This window comes from Pseudomonas sp. Root329 (genome assembly GCF_001424925.1).
GTDB classification, from domain to species: domain Bacteria; phylum Pseudomonadota; class Gammaproteobacteria; order Pseudomonadales; family Pseudomonadaceae; genus Aquipseudomonas; species Aquipseudomonas arabinosi.
This window is the reverse complement of record NZ_LMCV01000001.1, coordinates 473777-491780: the sequence shown is the minus strand read 5'-3', so window position 1 is coordinate 491780 and position 18004 is coordinate 473777. Positions and strand designations below refer to the sequence as shown.

The 18004-nt window shown below is 59.0% G+C and carries 16 protein-coding genes; 8 read left to right on the top strand and 8 right to left on the bottom strand.

Annotated elements, in window-relative coordinates:
* Window position 1: 1 nt before the first annotated feature.
* From ASC74_RS02260 to ASC74_RS02250, 3 genes are read right to left on the bottom strand one after another with little or no spacing between them, the layout of a single operon-like run.
* Window positions 2–325 carry a hypothetical protein gene (locus tag ASC74_RS02260; RefSeq protein ID WP_056738916.1) on the bottom strand — a complete coding sequence of 108 codons (324 nt, stop codon included), beginning with the start codon at window positions 323–325 and terminating at the stop codon, window positions 2–4.
* Window positions 326–378: 53 nt separating this feature from the next.
* The gene (mutM, locus tag ASC74_RS02255) at window positions 379–1191 is read right to left on the bottom strand and encodes a bifunctional DNA-formamidopyrimidine glycosylase/DNA-(apurinic or apyrimidinic site) lyase (RefSeq protein WP_008150567.1); all 813 of its coding nucleotides are present in this window, start codon (window positions 1189–1191) and stop codon (window positions 379–381) included.
* A gap of 28 nt (window positions 1192–1219) precedes the next feature.
* Window positions 1220–2035 (bottom strand): HDOD domain-containing protein, encoded by an 816-nt coding sequence (locus ASC74_RS02250; protein ID WP_162247426.1) that lies wholly within the window; start codon window positions 2033–2035, stop codon window positions 1220–1222.
* Between the two features lie 234 nt (window positions 2036–2269).
* Here ASC74_RS02250 and ASC74_RS02245 point away from each other — a divergent pair, with 234 nt between their 5' ends.
* From ASC74_RS02245 to ilvD, 5 genes are all read left to right on the top strand, one after another.
* Window positions 2270–3466, top strand: coding sequence for a class I SAM-dependent rRNA methyltransferase (locus ASC74_RS02245; RefSeq protein WP_046045202.1), 1197 nt, complete (start codon window positions 2270–2272; stop codon window positions 3464–3466).
* 424 nt (window positions 3467–3890) lie between these two features.
* Window positions 3891–4970: a SagB family peptide dehydrogenase gene (locus tag ASC74_RS02240; protein WP_056738912.1), complete on the top strand. Its 1080-nt coding sequence runs from the start codon at window positions 3891–3893 to the stop codon at window positions 4968–4970.
* On the top strand, window positions 4967–5944 hold the full coding sequence (locus tag ASC74_RS02235) for a diiron oxygenase (protein ID WP_056738910.1): 978 nt from the start codon (window positions 4967–4969) through the stop codon (window positions 5942–5944). The genes ASC74_RS02240 and ASC74_RS02235 overlap by 4 nt, the downstream gene beginning before the upstream one ends.
* Entirely contained in the window at window positions 5937–7142 is a 1206-nt protein-coding gene (locus ASC74_RS02230; protein ID WP_056738906.1) for a multidrug effflux MFS transporter, read from the top strand. Before ASC74_RS02235 ends, ASC74_RS02230 begins: the two co-directional genes overlap by 8 nt.
* A 258-nt stretch (window positions 7143–7400) precedes the next feature.
* Window positions 7401–9242 (top strand): dihydroxy-acid dehydratase, encoded by a 1842-nt coding sequence (gene ilvD, locus ASC74_RS02225; protein WP_008150549.1) that lies wholly within the window; start codon window positions 7401–7403, stop codon window positions 9240–9242.
* Between the two features lie 72 nt (window positions 9243–9314).
* Here ilvD and ASC74_RS02220 read toward each other — a convergent pair whose 3' ends face one another.
* The gene (locus ASC74_RS02220; RefSeq protein ID WP_056738904.1) at window positions 9315–10529 is read right to left on the bottom strand and encodes an SGNH/GDSL hydrolase family protein; all 1215 of its coding nucleotides are present in this window, start codon (window positions 10527–10529) and stop codon (window positions 9315–9317) included.
* 178 nt (window positions 10530–10707) lie between these two features.
* Window positions 10708–11763: a hypothetical protein gene (locus tag ASC74_RS02215; RefSeq protein ID WP_056738902.1), complete on the bottom strand. Its 1056-nt coding sequence runs from the start codon at window positions 11761–11763 to the stop codon at window positions 10708–10710.
* Between the two features lie 255 nt (window positions 11764–12018).
* Here ASC74_RS02215 and ASC74_RS02210 point away from each other — a divergent pair, with 255 nt between their 5' ends.
* Window positions 12019–13410 carry an L-cystine transporter gene (locus ASC74_RS02210; RefSeq protein ID WP_046045195.1) on the top strand — a complete coding sequence of 464 codons (1392 nt, stop codon included), beginning with the start codon at window positions 12019–12021 and terminating at the stop codon, window positions 13408–13410.
* A gap of 99 nt (window positions 13411–13509) precedes the next feature.
* Here the strand turns inward: ASC74_RS02210 and ASC74_RS02205 are convergent, their stop codons facing one another.
* On the bottom strand, window positions 13510–14022 hold the full coding sequence (locus ASC74_RS02205) for a dihydrofolate reductase (protein WP_056738900.1): 513 nt from the start codon (window positions 14020–14022) through the stop codon (window positions 13510–13512).
* Window positions 14023–14107: 85 nt separating this feature from the next.
* Between ASC74_RS02205 and ASC74_RS02200 the strand changes: the two genes are divergently transcribed.
* Together ASC74_RS02200 and ASC74_RS02195 are read left to right on the top strand one after the other, a co-directional pair.
* On the top strand, window positions 14108–15487 hold the full coding sequence (locus ASC74_RS02200; protein WP_056738898.1) for a DUF2868 domain-containing protein: 1380 nt from the start codon (window positions 14108–14110) through the stop codon (window positions 15485–15487).
* Window positions 15480–16856, top strand: a complete 1377-nt coding sequence (locus tag ASC74_RS02195; protein ID WP_056738896.1) for a GTPase/DUF3482 domain-containing protein — start codon at window positions 15480–15482, stop codon at window positions 16854–16856. Before ASC74_RS02200 ends, ASC74_RS02195 begins: the two co-directional genes overlap by 8 nt.
* 114 nt (window positions 16857–16970) lie before the next feature.
* Here the strand turns inward: ASC74_RS02195 and ASC74_RS02190 are convergent, their stop codons facing one another.
* Together ASC74_RS02190 and ASC74_RS02185 are read right to left on the bottom strand one after the other, a co-directional pair.
* On the bottom strand, window positions 16971–17414 hold the full coding sequence (locus tag ASC74_RS02190) for a hypothetical protein (RefSeq protein WP_056738894.1): 444 nt from the start codon (window positions 17412–17414) through the stop codon (window positions 16971–16973).
* Window positions 17405–17938, bottom strand: a complete 534-nt coding sequence (locus tag ASC74_RS02185) for a hypothetical protein (protein ID WP_056738892.1) — start codon at window positions 17936–17938, stop codon at window positions 17405–17407. The genes ASC74_RS02190 and ASC74_RS02185 overlap by 10 nt, the downstream gene beginning before the upstream one ends.
* Between the last annotated feature and the right edge of the window lie 66 nt (window positions 17939–18004).

Genomic DNA, 18004 nt, shown 5'->3' with positions numbered 1-18004 from the left:
CTCACTCCCTCTGCTCAAACCCTTCTCCGACACACCCCAGACACCGCACAAACGCCGCTTTTGCCGGGTCGACCACCAACGCCTGCCCCGCATCGCCGACGCCGCCGCCCAACGCGGTAAATGGCAACGACACCACAAACGCTCCGGCACCGATCACCGTCGCCACGACCAGCAAGGGTCGGGCAATCAGCAAATCGCCGAGCATGGCGTACGCCGGGGGATTCTGGATGGTGTAACGCGGGTCGCCGCTGCCCGTGTTTGCCGCCAGCGCTGGCGCACCGACGCTCAGCAGCAAAACGACGACAACGGTTCGAAACAGGTTCATGGCACGGTCCTTGGGCTAGGCAGTCAGAACACTGACTATAGACCGTAGGCGTATCAGCTCTGGCAACGCGGGCAAAAGACGCTGGCGCGCTGCCCGAGCTTCACTTCCCGCAACTCCGTGCCACAGACCTTGCAGGGCGCACCGCCACGGCCGTACACGAACAGTTCCTGCTGGAAATAACCCGGCTGACCGTCACCGCCGATAAAGTCCCGCAGTGTGGTGCCGCCGCGCTCGATAGCGGCCGCCAGGATGCGTTTGATCTCGATTGCCAGCTTCAGATAACGCCCCCGAGAGATGCTCTTGGCCTCACGACGCGGGTCGATACCGGCGGCGAACAACGCTTCGGTTGCGTAGATATTGCCCACGCCGACCACTACTGCGTTGTCCATGATGAACGGTTTGACCGCCATGGATCGCCCGCGGGACTGCTGGAACAAGCGCTCGCCGTCGAACAGGTCGGTCAACGGCTCCGGCCCCAGGCGAATCAACAACTCGTGGTTGAGCGGATCGAGGCTCCAGAGCATCGCGCCAAACCGTCGCGGGTCGGTGTAACGCAAGGCCAGGCCGGATTCCAGTTCGATGTCCACATGCTCATGCTTGGCCACCGGCGTGCCGATTTCCACCAGACGCAGATTTCCCGACATCCCCAAATGGCTGATCAGCGTGCCGACTTCGGCATTAATCAGCAGGTACTTCGCGCGTCTTTCCACCAGCACGATGCGCTGGCCAGACAGCCGCACATCCAGGTCTTCGGGAATCGGCCAGCGCAAGCGCCGCTCACGCACGATCACCCGGCTGACGCGCTGGCCTTCCAGGTGTGGCGCAATTCCGCGGCGGGTGGTTTCGACTTCAGGCAGTTCCGGCATGGTGCTCTCGAATCAGGCTGTGCAACGCTCAGCGGTGAGCGCCAAGGTCACGAATCGTTTGTTTGAGGGTCTCGAAGTCGTAGTCCGAGAGACCGACATAATCGAGGACCAGCGGCGCGATGCTGCCCCACTCGTGGTCATCACGCTGGTTGCCCAGCACCCGGAAGGACGCACAAATGTGCTCGGCCATTTTCAGGATCGCCAGCAGGTTCTTCAGCTGACTGTTGCGCGACGACTCGTCGCTGAAGATCGCCAACGCATTGTGGTGATTGGCGATGGCGGCGGTCACATGCTCCGGCAGGCGCCAGGATTTGGCGGTGTAATAACCCACCACCGCATGATTGGTATTGAACACCCGATTCTCGGTATCCACCACCCGGCATTCGGCGCTGGCATTGGCGTAGGCCTCTTCCAGAACGGTCATGTAGTTGGGGAAGCGCTGAAGCATCAGCGGCACGCCGCAGTCATGGAACAGGCCCAACGCGTACGCTTCATCGCCGGCCTGGGTGCCAATGCGCTTGGCCAGGGTCAGGCAAGTCATCGCCACGTCCTGGGCGGTGTCCCAGAAACGATTCAAGGTAACGATGGTGTCGTCGTTCATCTCGCCCTTGATCGACTGCGCGTTGATCAGGTTGATGATCGAGCGGCTGCCCAGCAGATTCACCGCACGCTGAATCGAGGCGATCTTGTTGCTCAAGCCGTAGTACGGCGAGTTGACGATTTTCAACAAGGCGCCAGAGAGGCCCGGGTCCTGGGAGATCAGCTTCGCGATCACCTCCAGATCCGGATCGGGCATGTACTGTTCCATCTGCAAATCCACCATGATTTGCGGCTGGGCCGGCACGCTGATGCCTTGCAGGGACTGTTGAATCTGTTCGGAAGTCAGCTCTGGGGACATAAGTACACACTCTGGGACAGGCGGCGATTCTAACCCTTATAAAGTTGGATCCGACACCTTGGCCGGTCCATCGCCTGAAGTTTCATCAAATGCCTGGCCCTTCCTCACCGCATGTCCATCCGCCAAACCGTGGCCGTGCGCAACACGCTATACTCCCGCTCTTTTTTCCGGAGCGACGTCATGTCCCTGCCTAGCCTGCGCCTCAAAGCCAACGCCGACCGTCGCCTGCGAAACGGCCACTTGTGGGTCTACAGCAACGAAATCGATGTAGCCGCCACTCCTTTGCACGGTTTCAAGGCCGGCGACCAGGCGATCCTCGAAGCAGCCGGCGGCAAGCCGCTGGGCATCGTTGCCATGAGCCCGAACAACCTGATCTGCGCCCGCCTCTTGTCGCGCGACATCAAGTTGCCGCTGGACAAGTCGCTGCTGGTGCATCGCCTGAACGTTGCGCTGTCCCTGCGCGATCGCCTGTTCGACAAGCCGTTCTATCGCCTGGTCTACGGCGATTCCGACCTGCTGCCGGGTCTGGTAGTCGACCGTTTCGGCGACATCCTGGTGGTACAGATCGCTTCGGCAACCATGGAAGCCCATAAAGAAGACGTGATCGCAGCGCTGACCCAAGTGATCAAGCCTAGCGGCATTCTGTTCAAGAACGACTCCGCTGCCCGTGATGCCGAAGGCCTCAACCGCTACGTCGAAACCGTGTTCGGCCTGGTGCCGGAGTGGGTTGCCCTGGAAGAAAACGGTGTGAAATTCGAAGCACCCGTCATCCAGGGACAGAAAACCGGCTGGTTCTACGACCACCGCATGAACCGCGCACGCCTGGCACCTTATGCCAAAGGCAAGCGCGTTCTCGACCTGTACAGCTACATCGGCGGCTGGGGCGTGCAAGCGGCTGCGTTCGGCGCCAGTGAAGTGTTCTGCGTCGACGCTTCGGCCTTCGCCCTCGACGGCGTCGAGCGCAACGCCGCGCTGAACGGTTTCGCCGACAAGATGACCTGCATTGAAGGTGACGTGTTCGAAGCCCTGAAAGAGCTGAAAGCCAGCGAAGAGCGTTTCGACGTGATCGTTGCCGATCCTCCGGCATTCATCAAACGCAAGAAAGACATGAAAAACGGTGAAGGCGCCTACCGTCGCCTGAACGAGCAAGCCATGCGCCTGCTCAGCAAGGACGGCATCCTGGTCAGCGCTTCGTGCTCGATGCACCTGCCGGAAGACGATCTGCAGAACATCCTGCTGACCAGCGCCCGTCACCTGGACCGCAACATCCAGATGCTGGAGCGCGGCGGTCAGGGCCCGGATCACCCGGTTCACCCGGCCATCGCCGAAACCCGCTATATCAAGAGCATCACCTGCCGTCTGCTGCCAAACAGCTGATTTCGCCGGTTTAACGGGGAGCCAGCCGGCTCCCCGTTCTGTTTTCTGTTATCGAACTCTCCAACTTCCTACTCCGGCAGTCTTAATGACTTGCAGGAAGTTTCGCTTCGTCTTTTATTTTAACGGACAGAACTTACAAGATTCATCCAACCCTCAGATCGATCCGACAAAATTACTGGAACATTCCTACCCAATTCCCCCTTGATAAGAACTCATTACAAACTATGATTAAGTCGTCACAAAGGAGTGACACTCACTATCAATTACAAGGAGTTCAAAACATGAAAGCAATTACTCTGGAAACCAACAAAATCGCTAACCTGGCTTTTCTGGTTGCGCCAAAAGCCCGCTAAGTAAATGAAACGCTGGGGAGTGCCGGCTACCCAGCGTTTTCTATGGCAAAGACCAGAGTGAGTCGCCAATCATGCAGATAAACCCTTATATATTCATACTTCCTCGTTCACCCGACCAAATAGTCTGGGATTACAAGAACCACAAACAGTTCGAATTGAACCTTGAATATTCAACCCGCCTTGCACACCTTATCGACAACCCTGAAAAGTTTGATGACAACAACATAATAGACACGCAACTCCTGAACGCGGGAATACTCACAACTTCAATACAAGACACCCTGGAATGGGGCTGGGATGAACTGTCGAAGATATTTCATATCGGCACCAAGAACATTCCTTGTGAATACGTCCCCCAAGATATTAATGAATGGTCGAGACACTATCTGGACCATTGCGCCGAAGTACTGGCCACTCCTGCCCCGGAGGTCAGACTCACAGAACGCCCGACAAGCGAGCGGATTGCCCTGCCCCAACCTTTCTGTCTGCCGCAAAGCGCACTTGCAAAGACGTTGATCGACCGAAAGACCTGTCGCTCCTTCACGGGTGAAGGGGTTTCTCTCGACGATGTGGGCACTCTTTTGTATTTGTCCCTTGGCTATCTACGTGAGCGCGACAACGACATCGACGAAACCATCGCGGAAGGTCTTGGCGCCCGGCGCAGCAGTCCATCCGGTGGTGGGCTGAATGCCTGCGAAGGTTTTCTGCATGTTCAGAACGTCAGCGGCCTGAATCCCGGGCTCTACGCCTACCACCCCGACGAACATGCGTTGAGCTTCGTCAATCCGGTGCCTGACTCGCCCTTGGGCCAGTTGTTATGTGGGCAGCATTTCATCAACAACCTGCCCGTCGGCCTGTTCATCACCGCTCGCTTCGACAAACTGTGGTGGAAATATGAACACTCGCGGGCCTACCGAATGGCTTACGTCGAGGCAGGTCATATTTCCCAGACCTTTCAACTGGTGGCCACCGCACTTGGATTAAGCACCTGGCTGACCGGTGCGTTGGCCGACGATCAGGTCGAAACGCTGCTGGGGATCGAAGACAGCGCCGAACAACCGTTGTTTTTTGTGGGTTGCGGCCAGAGTGACGGGCAAGTGATGTGCAAGGAATTAAAAACACTGCTGAGCAGTCGAGGCTCACAACAATGACCGAGCCCCGCACAGACGACCTGTCACTGCCCGACGCCTGGGCACAGCGCTTCACCCTCGGCGACTGGAACACCCGGGCCTCGGTACGAACCAGCGAGCACACCTATCAATTGCCATCAGATCTGGAACGGCAACTGGAAACACGACACTGGTTCCCCCCCGCCTTCCTGCCCTACCTGAATCACCCGGAAATCGATGCAGCCGGCAGTGCGATCATTCATCGTTTATCGGCCAACCATCTGGTGTATTTCCTCGACTACACCACCCGGCTCGAACATCGGATCGTCAACCGCTCCGTGGAAACCATCGTCCACGATGAGCTCGGTGCGTCCATCCCCCGACGAATGAAAACGGCCGCCCTCCAGCTCTATACCGATGAGGGCTATCACGCGCTGTTCTCCAATAGTCTCGCCGAGCAGATAGCCGACCTCTACGGCATGACCCAACGCCCGGTGATGCCGCACCGCATTACCCGACTGAACCCCCTGCTTGACCACGCACCTGACAGGCATAAGGCGCTGGCCTGGTTTCTCGTCGGCTTCGTGTCCGAGACCATCATCGCCAGGGAACTGCTCGAGGTTTGCCGCAACGAGCTGGTGTCCAGCGTCCAGGAAATGCTCAGGGACCACCTCTCCGACGAGGCCCGACACAGTCGTTATTTTTGCGAAGTGTTCCATTATCTGTGGCTGACCCTGAACAGCAGCCAACGCACGTTCGCCGCGAAGCTGCTGGTGGACATCCTCCTGATTTTCTTTGAAGTCGATGAGCGATGGCTGAAGGAAAGCCTGAACAGCGTAGGCCTCAGGGAGAATTGCGTCGCAGAAATCCTCAGTGCCCTGACCGGCCCGCAAGCCTGCCTTCAGCGCGCCCGATCAGGTGCAGGCGCGACGCTACAGGCAATGGAAAAGGCAGGTTTTTTCGACCTGCCTTTTAACCAGCAGCTCTTCGCACAGGCAGGACTTGTCGATGGATGAAGGAAAATCTGCGGTCAGTGTCAAACACCGCCGCTCTGCGATCACCCTATTAATGACCCTGGTGATGCTCGGGGTCTTCCCTCTGGATGTTCTGCTGCCATCGTTCCCGGCGCTGGCCGAACACTTCCGGACCACGCCAGGCGACATCGCGTTTTCCATCAGTCTGTTTGCCATCGGGATCGCACTTTCCCAACTATTGGTCGGGCCGCTCTCGGATGTCATCGGGCGCAAAAGTCTGCTGCTGGTGGGAATGGCGGTCTCGATCGTCGGTGCGACTGGTTGCGTGCTGTCCACCGACTACGCCTGGTTCCTGATGTTCCGGGTGGTGCAGGCCATCGGCTGCGGTTGCTTCGTACTCTCGCAGGCGCTGGTCCAGGACCTGTTCGACGGCAAGGAGCGGGATCAACTGCGGATTCTGATGGTCACCGCCAGCGGGATCTTCATTTCCGTCTCGCCACTGGCTGGCACCCTGTTGCAACAGGCACTGGACTGGCCCGCAAGCTTCATTGTCTTTATTGCCCTCGCCGCCGCCGTGTTCCTTAAGGCCTGCTTCTTTCTTGAAAACCGGCACACCGCCACAACCCCGCGCCGAAGCATTCTTCAGTCCTACCGGCGCGTCTGTCGCGATGCGGGTTTCCTCGGCTATTGGCTGATCGCCGCCATTGCCTTCACCTGCCACTTTTCCTTCATTGTCATCTCGCCCCTGATCTTCATGGAGCAGTTGCAGCTTTCGGCCTACGAGTTTTCCCTGACACTGCTGCTGTATGGCGTGGCTTACATCATCGGCGGCATTGTCGCTCGAGTCCTGGCTGGGCGAATCGCACCCAATACACAGATCATTGTTGGTTTGAGCCTGATCTTCTTTTCGGGGCTGGTAATGCTCTTGCTCTCAAATCTGCTGGGGCTTTCAGCCCTGACCGTGCTGATCCCTATGATCATCTGCACTGCCGGCACGACCATCGTCCGCCCTGTCGCCACCTCGAAGGCGATGGAGGTTTTTCCGGACATGGCCGGCACCTCGGCGTCGGCCGGGAACACACTGATATTCATCTTCGGCGGGGTGATCAGCGCCCTGATCAATCTGAGTGGAGCCCATCTGCAAACGACTCTCGCATTGAGTTTCCTCGCCTTGAGCACCGTCGGCGTTTCCTTCAATGCACTGATCACACGTCGGCAGCTCTCGCTGAATAGCGGGTGATTCCTGCCGGTCGTCATCCCACACGCTCCGTCAGCGCTGGATCCCCCTTTTCCGGCATTCCCTCCTGACGCCAGCCGTGTAGAATCGCGACATTCATCGCCAGTCATCCCCCGGCGGGTTTATGAGCTCAAGCTGAAGCGCGCGGCGATCCCGCAAAGTTATCGGCAACTTCCGGACACACGGCCATTTCTGAGTGTTCCAGACGTCAATAGAAGCTCACTTCCCTTTTGATACCTGATTAGCCGCCCGGAGTGCTTCATGCCTGATTACCGCTCGAAAACATCCACCCATGGCCGCAACATGGCCGGCGCCCGCGCACTGTGGCGCGCAACGGGGATGAAAGATGACGACTTCAAAAAGCCGATCATCGCCATTTCCAACTCCTTCACCCAGTTCGTACCGGGCCACGTCCACCTCAAGGACCTGGGCCAACTGGTCGCCCGCGAAATCGAACGCGCCGGCGGTGTCGCCAAAGAATTCAACACCATCGCCGTGGATGACGGCATCGCCATGGGTCATGACGGCATGCTGTATTCGCTGCCGAGCCGCGAGATCATCGCCGACTCCGTCGAGTACATGGTCAACGCCCACTGCGCCGACGCCATCGTCTGCATCTCCAACTGCGACAAGATCACCCCAGGCATGTTGATGGCTGCCCTGCGCCTGAACATCCCGGTGATCTTCGTTTCCGGCGGCCCGATGGAAGCCGGCAAGACCAAATTGGCCAGCCACGGTCTCGACCTCGTCGACGCCATGGTGATCGCCGCCGACTCCAGCGCTTCTGACGAGAAAGTCGCTGAGTACGAGCGCAGCGCCTGCCCGACCTGCGGTTCGTGCTCCGGCATGTTCACCGCCAACTCGATGAACTGCCTGGTTGAAGCCCTGGGCCTGGCATTGCCGGGCAACGGTTCGACCCTCGCCACCCACAGCGACCGCGAACAGCTGTTCCTGCAGGCCGGCCGCACCATCGTCGAGCTGTGCAAGCGTTACTACGGCGACAACGATGAGTCGGTATTGCCGCGCAACATCGCCAACTTCAAGGCGTTCGAAAACGCCATGACCCTGGACATCGCCATGGGCGGTTCCACCAACACCATCCTGCACTTGCTGGCCGCGGCCCAAGAAGCCGAGATCGATTTCGACCTGCGCGACATCGACCGTCTCTCCCGTCACGTGCCGCAACTGTGCAAAGTTGCGCCGAACATCCAGAAGTACCACATGGAAGACGTGCACCGTGCCGGCGGGATCTTCAGCATCCTCGGCTCGCTGGCCCGTGGCGGTTTGCTGCACACCGACCTGCCGACCGTGCACAGCAAAACCCTGGCTGAGGGCATCGCCAAGTGGGACATCACCCAGACCGACGACGAAGCCGTGCATCACTTCTTCAAGGCCGGTCCGGCGGGCATCCCGACGCAAACCGCGTTCAGCCAGTCGACCCGTTGGGAAACCCTGGACGACGACCGTGAAAACGGCTGCATCCGCAGTGTCGAACACGCTTACTCGAAAGAAGGCGGCTTGGCCGTTCTCTACGGCAACATTGCGCTGGATGGCTGCGTGGTGAAAACCGCCGGCGTCGACGAGTCGATCCACGTCTTCGAAGGCAACGCGAAGATCTTCGAAAGCCAGGACAGCGCCGTACGCGGCATCCTCGCTGACGAAGTGAAGGCCGGCGACATCGTGATCATTCGTTACGAAGGCCCGAAAGGCGGCCCGGGCATGCAGGAAATGCTGTACCCGACGTCGTACCTGAAATCCAAAGGCCTGGGCAAAGCTTGCGCCCTGCTCACCGATGGTCGTTTCTCCGGCGGCACCTCGGGCCTGTCCATCGGCCACGCTTCCCCGGAAGCGGCGGCGGGTGGCGCGATTGGTCTGGTGCAGGATGGCGACAAAGTGCTGATCGACATTCCGAACCGCTCGATCAACCTGTTGATCAGCGACGAAGAAATGGCCGGCCGTCGTGCCGAGCAGGATCAGAAAGGCTGGAAGCCTGTGGAAAAACGTCCACGCAAGGTGACCACCGCACTGAAGGCCTACGCTCTGTTGGCGACCAGCGCCGACAAGGGTGCCGTGCGTAACAAGGCCATGCTCGACGGGCTGTAAGCGTCGATCACCGCTATAAAAATGCCCCGCCAAGTGCGGGGCTTTTTTATGGGCCGATGATGAGATCTCGCTTTACGGCCCCACCAGCCGGGCTTGCAGGTAATCGTAAAGTTCGCCGGCGCTTTTTTTATAACCTTCACCATTCAGGTGAATCAGATCATTTTGAGCCAGATGCGCTGCCTGCCAGCGCTCAATTGAACAGGCGCCGCCCATGTAAGCTTGCCAGTCCCAGAACAAGGCTGCGGCCTTCAGTGCTGCTTGCCTTTGAATTTGAATGATCTGAGCCAGTTTTGCCGGTTGGCGCCCGACGCACGAGTCAGCGGACCGTTGTTTTATCGAGTCTGCTGGCCCGACCAGCAAGATCACGATATCAGGCAAGGTGCGTCGCAACAGGACAAGCTTCTCGTTCAGGTCAGCCTCATAAAGTGTCAGGTCCAGATCGTCGTCAAATGCTTCATTACCCCCATACGCGAGTACCAGCAAGTCAGGGCGCAAGGCTTGCAGAGTGCTTTGCCAGCCGTCTTGCCACCTATCGAGAATCTTAAACATCGCACCATTAACACCCAATGCAGAGTACGTCACTCCACTCTCTGTCAAAGACTCGATGTTCCAGCCTCCCAGTTCTACGGTCTGATTCGAGGCTATCACCAGATCCACCGGCAGATTTACGGGTTGGATAGCCGGGCTGAAACGCCACTGTCCAGATGTTGGCAACAGCTCGACACTGGCAGAGACCCCTCCAGCACTGGCAGTCAGGCGGCTATTGAAGAGCGCACGGTACAGCGCCGATATTCGATATATGCCGTCATTCGATGCTCGTGATTCGATATGCACCCCTGCGCCCGGGCTCATGGGCAGCGACAGATAGCCCCCCAATGGAAACTCGCCACTGTACTGATTGCGACTGGAAACCAGACGCCACTGCCCATCTACCGTCGACAGAACAACCTCATCGTAACGAGTGCCAGGTACAGGCATCGCCGCGATGAAGCCAATGCCGCCGACGCCGTATTGTTTCTGGAACAGTCGGCGCATTTCGCCTGTGAACAAATCGGCAGCCGTGTGAGAGTCGCCCAGTTGCACAATACTGACCGACGTGCTGCGCGAGGCTTTTAGTTTGCCCACCAGTTTACTCAAGTTCAGGGTCGAGGCCCCTTGAGGCACGTCTGGTGAAATGACATGATCATTTCGCGGCATCAACTCAGCCGCCGCACTCGTGCAAAGCCAGCCGTATCCGCTCAGCGTGGTGATCATCCACGCGATAAAGACTCGATGTAATCGTCGCATGCCCCCGTTCCTTCGGTCGTTGCCCGAGCCAACTGCCCAGCACCGTATCACCCAATGATTAACCAATGAATATAGGCAGCTTACAGCCACCGCGCGTCGTTATTCCGGACAAAAAAAAGCCCCGCATTGGCGGGGCCGGTCGCGCCCACACACTGTGCGGGTGCGATTATCGTGGCATTTACTGAATCTCTTCTGGCTTGACGATCACCCAGTTCTTGTCCGCCGTAACCTGCAACCCTTCCTTGGCCTGAGCCGCCGCGTGCTTGGCCATCATGCCGTTAAGCTGGGTCATGTATTTGTCTTTGCGGTTGACCCACAAGTGGATGCCGCCCTTGGCCACGTCAACATCGTGGAACAGCATGTAACCGTCGCTGCTCGGCGTATCGCCGCCCACCAGTACCGGCTTTTTCCACTCGTCGATGTAGGTCAGGATCGCCGCGTGCTTGCCGGCCATCCAGGTCGCTGGGGTCCACAGGTACGGGGTCAGTTCGAGTCCGAGGTTAGCCTTCTCGTCATACTTGCCCGCGGTGATCTGTTTGCGCGCCGTGGTCAGCTCGCCGGTAGTGCGGTCCTTGAGTAGCGTGGTCACGCCGATCACGTTCTGCGGTTTGACGTTGTAGCCGTACTTCGGATCGGCAGCGACCATGCGCACCAGTTCTTCGGAGGCAGCGGTCATCACGTAGACCTCGATGCCGTTCTCCATCAGCTTGTTGTAGAGCTCTGCCTGGCCGGTGAAGACTTTCGGCGGATTGACGTCGAGCTTCTTGACCACGTCGCCTTCGTAATACGTCGCAGGCACCGGTTTTCCGGACGCCATCAACTCATCGACGTAGCCTTTGAGTTCCTGGAGGGTGAAGCCGGAGAACACTTGGGCGACCCATGGATAGCAGACCATGTCGTCGACTTCGCAGAGGCGATAGTAGTAACTGAACAGGCTTTCCTTGTGGTCGGCAGTGTCTTTGAACGGCATCAGTTTCAGGGAGGGGTCGAGTTTCTCGCGGGTGATCAGGCCCTTGTTTTCCATGAACGGCAGCAACGACTCTTCGAGATCGTAGCGGTAACTGGTGTTGTCCATGTCGAACACCGCGTAGTTACCTTTGTTGGCGTTGGCGGCAATCATTGCGTCCAGTGCCTTGGCCTGATCGGCTGGCCAATGCTTCAAATCCGTGGCGAATACCTGGCCGGCAAGGCCCAGGCAGAGTGCAGCGACCAGAAATTTCGGTGCGAGCTTCATCGGCATACTTCCCTTATTAAAAGACCCTGAATCAAAGAGATCGACGCTATCAAATTAATATGACACCTCTCGTCTACCTGCGACCGCTAACGTGCCTATTGCGCCAGCTGCATCTCTGTCAGCGACACTCGCTTATTCCAAAAACGACAGTATTCAGATGTTTTTGATATTAATTCATTAGATATCAAGCTGTTAGGCTTGCCGGTTCGCGGCTGCCCCGGAAGGTAGCCGGCACAAGTCTTTATCGGAGTTCCAATGAATCTGCCGCTGATCCTCAATCTGCTGGTGTTCCTCGCCCTGCTCTTTGGCCTGGCGCAAACCCGTCACACCACGTGGAGCCTGGCGAAAAAAGTCCTGCTCGCGTTGGTGCTGGGCGTGGTCTTCGGTGTGGCTCTGCACACCGTTTACGGTGCCGGCAACCCGGTACTGAAAGCCTCGATCGGCTGGTTCGATCTGGTGGGCAACGGTTACGTGCAGTTGCTGCAAATGATCGTGATCCCGCTGGTGTTCGCCTCGATCCTCAGCGCCGTGGCCCGTTTGCACAACGCCTCGTCGCTGGGCAAGATCAGCTTCCTGACCATCGGCACACTGTTGTTCACCACCGCCATCGCGGCGCTGATCGGTATCGGTTTGACCAACCTGTTTGGCCTGACCGCCGAAGGCCTGGTGGCCGGCACTCAGGAAATGGCGCGTCTGCAAACCATCCAGACCGACTACGCGGGCAAGGTTGCCGACCTGAATGTGCCGCAGCTGTTGCTGTCGTTCATTCCGCAAAACCCGTTCGCCGACCTCGCTCGCGCCAAGCCGACCTCGATCATCAGCGTGGTGATCTTTGCGGCGTTTCTTGGCGTCGCGGCGCTGCAATTGCTGAAAGATGACGTCGAGAAAGGTCAGAAAGTGATCAACGCCATCGACACCCTGCAAGCCTGGGTGATGCGTCTCGTGCGTCTGGTGATGAAGCTGACTCCATACGGCGTATTGGCGCTGATGACCAAAGTGGTCGCCGGCTCCAACCTGCAGGACATCATCAAACTCGGCAGTTTCGTGGTGGTTTCCTACATCGGGCTGGGCCTGATGTTTGTGGTCCATGGCCTGCTGGTCTCGGCCGCCGGGATCAACCCGCTGCGCTTCTTCCGCAAGATCTGGCCGGTGCTGACGTTTGCTTTCACCAGCCGCTCCAGCGCCGCGACCATTCCGCTGAGCATCGAAGCCCAGACCAGCCGTTTGGGCATTCCACAATCCATCGCCAGTTTCGCCGCGTCGTTTGGCGCGACCATTGGCCAGAATGGCTGTGCCGGTCTGTACCCGGCGATGTTGGCGGTGATGGTTGCGCCGACTGTCGGCATCAATCCGCTGGACCCGTTGTGGATCGCGACGTTGGTGGCGATTGTGACGCTGAGTTCGGCCGGTGTGGCCGGCGTGGGCGGTGGCGCGACGTTTGCCGCGTTGATCGTGTTGCCGGCGATGGGCTTGCCGGTGTCATTGGTGGCGTTGCTGATTTCGGTTGAGCCGTTGATTGATATGGGCCGTACGGCGTTGAACGTGAGCGGTTCGATAACGGCGGGGGCGATCACCAGCCAGATCATGCAGCAGACCGATAAAGAACTGCTGGATGCGGATGAGCATTCGGAGTTGGCTCACGCTTAAGTAGCGCCTGATAGTCCGCCTTCGCGAGCAAGCCCGCTCCCACATTGGATTTGTGATCGACACACAACCACTGTGGGAGCGGGCTTGCTCGCGAAGCTTTTAGGCTTTTTCCCACACTTCGAAGTTGTACGCTGGCTTGTCATCCACAGCTGGATTTTCGGTATTCGACACCAGTTTCCACACTTTCAAATCAAACTCCGGAAACCACGCATCCCCTTCCGGGCTCAGCGCCACGCGCGTCAAATACAGCCGATCAGCCTGAGCCATCCCTTGCGCATACAACTGCGCCCCACCAATCAGCATCAGCTCATCAACACCCTGTTCCCGCGCCCACTCTTCAGCGCGAACCACTGCAGCCTCCAGCGACGGATAAACCTCCGCGCCTTCCAACAGCAGATCCGTCTGACGGCTGACCACGATGTTCAACCGGCCCGGCAATGGACGACCGAGGGAATCCCAGGTCTTGCGACCCATGATGATCGGCTTGCCGAGGGTGGTGGCCTTGAAGTATTTGAAGTCCCCCGGCAAGTGCCAGGGCATGCTGTTGTCGACGCCGATCACACGGTTTTCACCGAGGGCTGCAATCAGGCTGAGGGGGAGTGATTTAGTCATGCCGGCGAGGATACCAGAGCCTCCCGTACCCCGATAAGCGCCACAGCGGTTATGCTCACCGTTCAATTGAGCGACGGGATGCCGCGTGACTGAACTGACTCCACTGCAAAACCTCTGGCTGACCGAGACGGTGCGCCTGCGTGAAGAACACGCCGGCCCCCTGGATGATCTGGAAGCCAACCGACTGGCCCGCAGCGCGGGCGGCGATCTGCCGACACGTATTCAACGCCGTGCCCTGTGGCTGGCGGACCGCGATGGGCTGACCAGCGCCCTCAAACATTGGCTGCAAGGTGCGCGGCTGGCACTGTTGGTGCTGGCTGTTCTCGCTGTCGCCAGCGGCGCCGGCCTGGCGTTTGCCGCGCTGGGCGACGGACAAACTCCAGTGAATGTGTTCTGGGCCTTGGGCAGTCTGCTCGGGTTGAACCTGATTCTATTGCTGAGCTGGGCATTGGGCCTGGCCTTCGCCGGCGAACACGGCGCCACCCTCGGCCGCTTGTGGTTATGGCTCAGCGAAAAACTCGCTCGCGATGCCAAAGCCGCGCAACTGGCGCCGGCCCTGCTGCTATTGCTGCAACGACAGAAACTCAATCGCTGGGCGGTCGGCGTACTGGTCAACGGTTTGTGGTTGCTGGCAATGCTCAGCGCGCTGGTGATGCTATTAATGCTGATGGCGACCCGGCGTTACGGCTTCGTCTGGGAAACCACCCTCCTCAGCGGCGACACCTTTGTCGCCATGACCCAGGCCCTCGGCGCCCTGCCGGCCATGCTTGGTTTCAACGTACCGACCGAGGAGATGATCCGCGCCAGCGGCGATGCCGCGCTGAACATCGAAAGCGCCCGTCAGGCCTGGGCTACATGGCTGGTCGGTGTGTTGGTGGTCTACGGTGTTTTGCCGCGACTGTTGCTGGCGCTGTTTTGCCTGTGGCGCTGGAAAACCGGCCAAGCGACATTACATCTGGATTTGAACCTGCCCGGTTATGCCCAACTGCGCGAACGGCTGATGCCGACCAGTGAACGCCTGGGCATCAGCGACGCTGCGCCAGAGCAATTGCATCGTATTGAAAGCGGTGTCAGCGACCTGCCAAGCGATGGCGCGCTGTTGGTCGCCGTCGAGCTGGACGATCAACGCCCCTGGCCGCCGCCACTGCCGAAAACCGTGGGCAACGCCGGGATTCTCGACAGTCGCGAATCGCGCAACAAACTTCTCGAACAGCTGAGCCGTTTCCCCCCGGCCCGATTGGCCATCGCTTGCGATCCGCGACGTTCGCCGGACCGCGGCAGTCTGGCACTGATCGCCGAACTGGCACGCAACGCCAGCGCCACCCGCATCTGGCTGCTGCAAGCACCGCCGGGCGAAGCACTGGATGCCGAAAGGCTGGGCGACTGGCACGTGGCGTTGCAGCAGCTGGACTTGCCGTTCGCCGATTGCGCTCCATTGAATTGGCTGGAGAGCGGTCATGACTAATCCATGGAAAGCGCCCTTGAAGCTCGCGGTAGTCGGCCACACCAACGTTGGTAAAACCTCATTACTGCGCACCCTGACCCGCGATGTCGGTTTCGGTGAGGTGTCTCATCGCCCCAGCACCACTCGACACGTGGAAGGCGCGCGGTTGTCGGTGGATGGCGAGCCGTTGCTCGACCTCTTCGACACGCCGGGCCTGGAAGACGCCATCGCCCTGCTCGACTACCTCGAACGTCTGGAACGACCGGGTGAACGCCTCGACGGCCCCGCGCGTCTGGCGCGTTTCCTTGAGGGCAGCGAAGCCCGGCAGCGTTTCGAACAGGAAGCCAAGGTGCTGCGGCAACTGCTGACCTGCGACGCCGGTCTCTACGTGATCGACGCCCGGGAACCGGTGCTGGCCAAGTACCGCGACGAACTGGAAGTGTTGGCCAGCTGCGGCAAACCTTTGCTGCCGGTGCTGAATTTCGTCAGCAGCGCCAACCACCGCGAGCCGGACTGGCGTGAAGCGTTGGCACGGTTGGGCCTGCACGCACTGGTGCGTTTCGACAGCGTCGCGCCGCCGGAAGATGGCGAACGGCGACTGTATGAAAGCCTCGCGCTGCTGCTGGAAAACGCCCGGCCACAACTGGAACGCCTGATCGCCGATCAGCAAGCGCAACGCCTGGCCCGACAACAGAGTGCGGCGCGGCTGATTGCCGAATTATTGATCGACTGCGCCGCGTGCCGTCGCAGCGTGGTCAGCGAAGCCGAGCAAGAACAGCAGGCCATCAATGAACTGCGCAAAGCGGTTCGACAACGGGAACAACGCTGCGTCGAAGCGCTGCTCAAGCTCTATGCCTTCCGCCCACAGGACGCGGCGGCCAGTGATCTGCCACTGCTCGATGGCCGCTGGGGCGATGACTTGTTCAACCCGGAAACCCTAAAACAACTGGGGGTCCGGGTTGGTGGTGGTATCGCGGCTGGCGCGGCGGCCGGTGCTGGCGTGGATCTGCTGGTCGGTGGCCTGACCCTCGGCGTGGCGGCATTGGCCGGCGCAATTGCCGGCGGCGCCCTGCAAACCGCCCGCAGTTATGGCAGCCGCTTGCTGGGCAAGATCAAAGGCCAGCGAGAGCTGACCGTCGATGACAGCGTGCTGCGGCTATTGGCATTGCGTCAGCGGCAACTGCTGCAAGCGCTCAATGCGCGTGGGCATGCGGCGATGGACAGCATTCAGGTCGCCACACCCCAGGACAAATCCTGGCGCGAAGGCAAACTGCCCGAGGCACTGAACAAGGCTCGCGCGCATCCGCAGTGGTCGTCGCTCAATGCGCATCCGAAGTTGAACCAGGCGGAGCGGCAGGAGCAGGTTGAGGTGTTGGCGCAGCAGCTTTAGTTCTGTGGCGTCGGGACCGGCCCTTTCGCGAGCAGGCTCGCTCCCACATTGGAATGCGTTCCCACTGTGGGAGCGAGCCTGCTCGCGAAGGCCGTTACTCGGTTTCGGTATTGATCACTGCCAACCCAGCTTCAAAAACTGCTTCGCCAATGCCGTAACACGGCTTCGATCCATCCGATTTGAATGCCCGTCATTGTCCACATCCGAACTCAATATCAGCTCGAAAACCCCATCGTTATCGAGATCGCGAGCTGCAGCCTTGTAGGCAATCACCGGCCCGTCATGAAAGTGCAGCCGTACCGTTTCCGGCGTGCCGTCGCCGCTGAGGTTTTCCGAGAAGATTCGCAGGTGTCGTGCCTCGCCCGCTCCAGCGTTGAACCAGGCACATTTCAGATAAGTTTTGCCAAAGACCTTCAGCCGCCGAAGCTCAGCAGCCGTTGCCTCACGCGGTAAATCCTCATCCTCGATAAACCGGTAAAGCACGGTATCGGCTTGCCCCTGGCCGGTGGAGTCCTGAGCGATTACTTTCAAGTAACGCGTGAACGGGCTCACTTCCATTTGAATTTCAGGTAAGTGCCACTCAATAACGACACCAGTTCCCGATCCGTGGCATCAATATCGCCATCGTTATCCGTATCGAAGTGGATCACCCAGTCCAGCGTGCCGTTGTTATCCGTGTCGTAGCTCGCGGCGGTTGAAACCAGGGTTTTGTCGGTCGGCTTGCCGATACCTTCGTGAAAGTGAAAACGCACGGTGTCCGGACTGCCATCCCCAGCGGAGTCCTCGACGAATATCTTCAGATATCGTTTAGTGGAAGCACCGGGATTGAACCAGTTGAGTTTCAGACACGCATTGGCGAAGGTCTTCAGCAATCGCTGATCAGTATTGTTTTCCGCACCGTTGTTAGTGACATCGCCCATTTTGTAATCGACGTTGCCATCAGCGTCGAAATCCAGGGCAAAGGCCTTGTTGAGCAGAATGTCGCCGCCGGGGGTACAGGCTGTCTCATAGAACTGCAGTAACACAGAGTCTGCCCGGCCGTTGCCGATTCGATCCTGAATGGTGACTTTCAAATAGCGCATGAGCATTCCTTGCCAATTAAAGAAGCTCAAACACTAGCGACTCCACCGCGTTGCGCGCCATGGCGC

Coding starts and splice junctions, on each gene's coding strand:
- ASC74_RS02260 (WP_056738916.1), bottom strand. CDS start 325: ATGAACCTGTTTCGAACCGTTGTCGTCGTTTTGCTGCTGAGCGTCGGT.
- mutM (WP_008150567.1), bottom strand. CDS start 1,191: ATGCCGGAACTGCCTGAAGTCGAAACCACCCGCCGCGGAATTGCGCCA.
- ASC74_RS02245 (WP_046045202.1), top strand. CDS start 2,270: ATGTCCCTGCCTAGCCTGCGCCTCAAAGCCAACGCCGACCGTCGCCTG.
- ASC74_RS02240 (WP_056738912.1), top strand. CDS start 3,891: ATGCAGATAAACCCTTATATATTCATACTTCCTCGTTCACCCGACCAA.
- ASC74_RS02235 (WP_056738910.1), top strand. CDS start 4,967: ATGACCGAGCCCCGCACAGACGACCTGTCACTGCCCGACGCCTGGGCA.
- ASC74_RS02230 (WP_056738906.1), top strand. CDS start 5,937: ATGGATGAAGGAAAATCTGCGGTCAGTGTCAAACACCGCCGCTCTGCG.
- ilvD (WP_008150549.1), top strand. CDS start 7,401: ATGCCTGATTACCGCTCGAAAACATCCACCCATGGCCGCAACATGGCC.
- ASC74_RS02220 (WP_056738904.1), bottom strand. CDS start 10,529: ATGCGACGATTACATCGAGTCTTTATCGCGTGGATGATCACCACGCTG.
- ASC74_RS02215 (WP_056738902.1), bottom strand. CDS start 11,763: ATGAAGCTCGCACCGAAATTTCTGGTCGCTGCACTCTGCCTGGGCCTT.
- ASC74_RS02210 (WP_046045195.1), top strand. CDS start 12,019: ATGAATCTGCCGCTGATCCTCAATCTGCTGGTGTTCCTCGCCCTGCTC.
- ASC74_RS02205 (WP_056738900.1), bottom strand. CDS start 14,022: ATGACTAAATCACTCCCCCTCAGCCTGATTGCAGCCCTCGGTGAAAAC.
- ASC74_RS02195 (WP_056738896.1), top strand. CDS start 15,480: ATGACTAATCCATGGAAAGCGCCCTTGAAGCTCGCGGTAGTCGGCCAC.
- ASC74_RS02190 (WP_056738894.1), bottom strand. CDS start 17,414: ATGGAAGTGAGCCCGTTCACGCGTTACTTGAAAGTAATCGCTCAGGAC.
- ASC74_RS02185 (WP_056738892.1), bottom strand. CDS start 17,938: ATGCGCTATTTGAAAGTCACCATTCAGGATCGAATCGGCAACGGCCGG.